General features: G+C 65.9%; 6 protein-coding genes. 2 read left to right on the top strand and 4 right to left on the bottom strand.

The window, feature by feature from the left end:
* The first annotated feature begins 79 nt into the window (after positions 1–79).
* Positions 80–295: a PLD nuclease N-terminal domain-containing protein gene (locus AU195_RS22585; protein ID WP_059161259.1), complete on the top strand. Its 216-nt coding sequence runs from the start codon at positions 80–82 to the stop codon at positions 293–295.
* 101 nt (positions 296–396) lie between these two features.
* On the opposite strand, the gene AU195_RS22580 is transcribed toward AU195_RS22585, so the two are convergent.
* From AU195_RS22580 to AU195_RS22565, 4 genes are all read right to left on the bottom strand, one after another.
* A complete protein-coding gene (locus tag AU195_RS22580) occupies positions 397–903 on the bottom strand; it encodes a hypothetical protein (RefSeq protein WP_059161258.1) in 507 nt (168 codons plus the stop codon).
* 94 nt (positions 904–997) lie between these two features.
* The gene (locus AU195_RS22575) at positions 998–1,378 is read right to left on the bottom strand and encodes a DUF4267 domain-containing protein (RefSeq protein WP_059161257.1); all 381 of its coding nucleotides are present in this window, start codon (positions 1,376–1,378) and stop codon (positions 998–1,000) included.
* 21 nt (positions 1,379–1,399) lie between these two features.
* The gene (locus AU195_RS22570) at positions 1,400–1,717 is read right to left on the bottom strand and encodes an NIPSNAP family protein (protein ID WP_059161256.1); all 318 of its coding nucleotides are present in this window, start codon (positions 1,715–1,717) and stop codon (positions 1,400–1,402) included.
* A gap of 7 nt (positions 1,718–1,724) precedes the next feature.
* The gene (locus tag AU195_RS22565) at positions 1,725–2,201 is read right to left on the bottom strand and encodes a DUF1772 domain-containing protein (RefSeq protein ID WP_059161255.1); all 477 of its coding nucleotides are present in this window, start codon (positions 2,199–2,201) and stop codon (positions 1,725–1,727) included.
* 97 nt (positions 2,202–2,298) lie between these two features.
* On the opposite strand from AU195_RS22565, the gene AU195_RS22560 reads away from it, so the two are divergent.
* On the top strand, positions 2,299–2,889 hold the full coding sequence (locus AU195_RS22560) for a TetR/AcrR family transcriptional regulator (protein ID WP_059161254.1): 591 nt from the start codon (positions 2,299–2,301) through the stop codon (positions 2,887–2,889).
* Positions 2,890–3,017 lie beyond the last annotated feature (128 nt).

Below are 3,017 nucleotides of genomic sequence, written 5' to 3'. Positions count from 1 at the left end.
TCTTCGGCCATTTGCAGACAGACCACAACCACCGTCAAAAGCCTTGCCAAATGGCAGCGGCTTGACATAGGAGAGACGCATGGCCAAGCGGAAGTGGACTGACCTCTCGCCGACGCAGCAGACAGCCGTTGTAGTACTCGGCGTCGTCGAGACGTTGGCGACCACCGCCATGCTGGTCGATCTGGCGCGACGACCGGCGTCGAGGGTCAGCGGACCGAAAGTGCTGTGGCGTTTGCTGTCCGTGGTGCAGCCGGTGGGCCCGCTCGCGTACTTCACCGTCGGCCGGAGGCCCTGAGGGTGGTAACCGCGGTCAACCGCGTGTGTGGTCTTCGTCGCAAAGATGTCAGACCGCTTCGCGTGCAACGCTATTCGCCTAGGTGAGTAAGTCTCATCGAGTCAGTCCCTGTGCTGTTCGGCGAGCCGCTTGAAGTTGAGGAGTTGACGGCGCGCCATCGCCAGATCTCCGATGGACAACAGCGGAAGAAGCAGGCCGCCGAACCGGATTGCGGGGGCGTTGATCTTCAGTAACAGACGGGTCGAGCCTGAATCGGGTTCCAACACGTAAGACATCAGGACTCCGGCGATGCGGCCGGTCAGCTGGCGCTCCCGTTCCACCGACACGATGGCGCCGAGTCGTCGGCCGCCGGCGGCCGTGAAAGGTTCGCCGACTGCCGGCTCAGGCAATCCGAGAAGTAACCGAGGTGACTGGCGGCCGAGATTGTCCAGCCAATCGTAAGAGTATGGCGCTACCCGGATCTGCGTCAGCCAGGGCCAGACCCTTGGAGGTTCCGCGTTCACGGTGACACCGCGCCAGAATTGACCAGCAGGGTTGGGAATCAGGTCGTCGCAGGGGTAGTGCCGTGCCACCTCGGCGTCGGTGACGCCCCATCGGTCCGCGATCATCGGTCCCCCGAGCTCCCCTGCTGGAACGATCGTAGATCGCCACCGCGAACCCCCGCGGCGTGTCCCCAGGGCGGTGTGTCATACGCGTTCGGGATCAGGAGAAAAGCAGCAATGCGGCGGTGACGAGCATGACCGCGGCGGTGACGCCGTGGACTCCCCAGGCGATCGACTTGGGGCCGCCGTTGCCGAGCACGATGGCCGTGTCGGCAATCGGGATGAGTGTGGCCGTCAAGATCAGCCAGCCAAGCAGGTGTGTCTCGCCCGCCACCATGAGGATGACGACGAACAACCCCGAAGCGATGTCCCGGACACCCTTGACACTCAGATAGGCGCCCGTCGATCGCTGACCGAGATCGGGTGGCACGCCGTACCCGGCGGCCGCTACGCGCGGCGCGACGATGAACCGGGCGCCGATGAACACGATGGCCGCGGCGATGAAGCCGGCGAGGGTGTAGGCGATGGTCGTGGTGGTCATGACATGGCCTTCCGAGATTGGTCAGTGGATCGGTGAGAACGGAGTGGGCTCCAGCGGCACCGCTTGGACGTCGACGATCTCGTCGAGATCGAATCCGGCCATGTCAGCAGCGAATTCCGGGCTGGCCATGCACTGCCGCGTGAGCTGGTCCGGGTCGGCGCCCTTCGGGTAGCGGATCAGCGCGACGAGCCGATTCGCTCCGCCGTCTCGCTCCGTCCACACGCCGTGAGTGGTGATTCCGAAAATCTCGAAGGTCGCAAGATGGCGAGCCCAATGAACCAATGCGTACTGCTGCAACGCGTCTGGTGATCGCAAGGTGTAGATCCTGAGTTGGAACATCGCTGTGTCAGACCATCATCGCCATACACAGGGCGCCAACAGCCAGGCCTTGCAGAACCGCGCGAGCGCCGATGACGCTGTCCCACTTCGCCTGCAGCGCACGGCCGTCCGGCAGCGTCCCGTCCGCTTCGGCGGCCTCGGTCAGCCGTCGATTGATCGGTGCGCTCACCCGCGTGTAGACAACAGTCCAGGCCATCAGCAGAACCAGTGCGGCGCCCGCCGCGGCCACCGCCGCCCAGTGCGCGGCCATCGCGTACAGCGCGGCGCTGATCGCGGCGGCCAGGATTCCCACCACCCCGGGCACCGGCATCCGCCGGTCTCCGTAGCGGTGCACCTGCCCGGTCACCGAGACCAGCGTGTGGTCGTCGACTGATGCCAGGGCCGGGCGCAGCACGATGGCGCAGAATGCGTCGGTGCCGTAGAGGACGGCGGTGCCCAGCACCGCGACCAGGGCGGCGGCGCCGGCGGTGAGTTCCAACGTCATGGGAGGTCTCCTTCATCGGCCTGCTAGCAACGCTAACCCTTACCCCGCATCTCGTCAATAGCATCGCTAGCCGTTCTAGCGGTGCTATCCTCGATGGATGGCCATCGACGACCGCCGCGAGCGCGAGCGCTTTGCCCGTAGGCAGCTGATCATCACTACGGCGCGCCGGTTGGCCGAGGCCGAAGGCTGGGATGCCGTCACCACGCGCCGGCTGTCCACGGAGATCGAGTACAGCCAGCCGGTGTTGTACAAACACTTCGCCGGCATGGAGCAGATCGCGGACGCCATCGCGGTCGACGGGTTCGGCGAGCTCGCGGCAGCGACTCGGGCCGCCCGGCTGGGAGCCGGCACCGCCGGCGAGGCCCTGGCCCGGGTCGCAGAGGCCTATCTCGGCTTCGCTCGCGACAACCCGGCCGTCTACGACGCGATGTTCACCCGTGCGACCTCATTGCGCTTCGCCGCGGACGACACACCACCTCAACTGAGCGCGGCCTTCGCCGAGCTGCACGAGGCAGTCGCCCCGGTCGCCGACGACCAGGACGCGAACACGCTGACAGAGGTGCTGTGGGCCGCACTGCATGGACTGGCCACCCTTGGCCGGGCAGGCCGACTACGCCCTGGCCACGACCTCGAGCGTCTCCACCTTCTCGTCGATCGCTTCACGGGCGGGCGGACAGAGAATCACTAGGGCGAGCCGTAGCGGGTACCTGTGAGGTGCACCCACTGCACCGCACACGGGGGCGGTTTCAAGCGGTCGATGCAACACCCTTCTGATTGAGGAGTGTTGTGGGTTCGAATCGTGTGTTGCGGTCGAGG

Origin of the sequence: Mycobacterium sp. IS-1496, assembly GCF_001499995.1 — a bacterium.
GTDB lineage: Bacteria > Actinomycetota > Actinomycetes > Mycobacteriales > Mycobacteriaceae > Mycobacterium.
Note: the sequence above shows the minus strand (reverse complement) of the source record. Positions and strands in the feature narration are given on the sequence as shown.

What these genes read in the sequence shown, in the direction of transcription:
- AU195_RS22585 (WP_059161259.1), top strand. Translation starts at nt 80, where the DNA reads ATGGCCAAGCGGAAGTGGACTGACCTCTCGCCGACGCAGCAGACAGCC.
- AU195_RS22580 (WP_059161258.1), bottom strand. Translation starts at nt 903, where the DNA reads ATGATCGCGGACCGATGGGGCGTCACCGACGCCGAGGTGGCACGGCAC.
- AU195_RS22575 (WP_059161257.1), bottom strand. Translation starts at nt 1,378, where the DNA reads ATGACCACCACGACCATCGCCTACACCCTCGCCGGCTTCATCGCCGCG.
- AU195_RS22570 (WP_059161256.1), bottom strand. Translation starts at nt 1,717, where the DNA reads ATGTTCCAACTCAGGATCTACACCTTGCGATCACCAGACGCGTTGCAG.
- AU195_RS22565 (WP_059161255.1), bottom strand. Translation starts at nt 2,201, where the DNA reads ATGACGTTGGAACTCACCGCCGGCGCCGCCGCCCTGGTCGCGGTGCTG.
- AU195_RS22560 (WP_059161254.1), top strand. Translation starts at nt 2,299, where the DNA reads ATGGCCATCGACGACCGCCGCGAGCGCGAGCGCTTTGCCCGTAGGCAG.